The sequence below is a fragment of the Halomonas sp. SIMBA_159 genome (assembly GCF_046536035.1).
Taxonomy (GTDB): Bacteria; Pseudomonadota; Gammaproteobacteria; order Pseudomonadales; family Halomonadaceae; genus Vreelandella; species Vreelandella venusta_A.
The window spans coordinates 1-237 of the sequence record NZ_JAWJBT010001589.1 but is presented as its reverse complement, the minus strand read 5'-3'; the positions used below and the strand labels follow the sequence as shown (position 1 = coordinate 237).

The window sequence follows — 237 nt, the reverse complement described above, 5'->3', positions numbered from 1 at the left end:
AGCGGCTTACCCATAAGAGGCGCAATGTCTGCAACAGGCAAATGCACTTTAATACTGTTTCTGTTATGCCCTTCGGCAATACTGCGCATCACTTCTGCCACGTCCACCTGGGCCAGATTTTCATGCAGATCGGTATCGCGTACTGTCTGCAGCGCCCCTTTGACCATCATTTCCAGCTCATCGAGATCTTTATTGAATTTGTCGATTTTGGTGTCATCTTCCAGCAGTTCTGCACGC

1 pseudogene is annotated in these 237 nt (G+C 48.9%); it reads right to left on the bottom strand.

The window, feature by feature from the left end:
• Positions 1-237, bottom strand: a pseudogene (locus tag R0J87_RS24585) (ATP-binding protein); the annotation flags it as partial.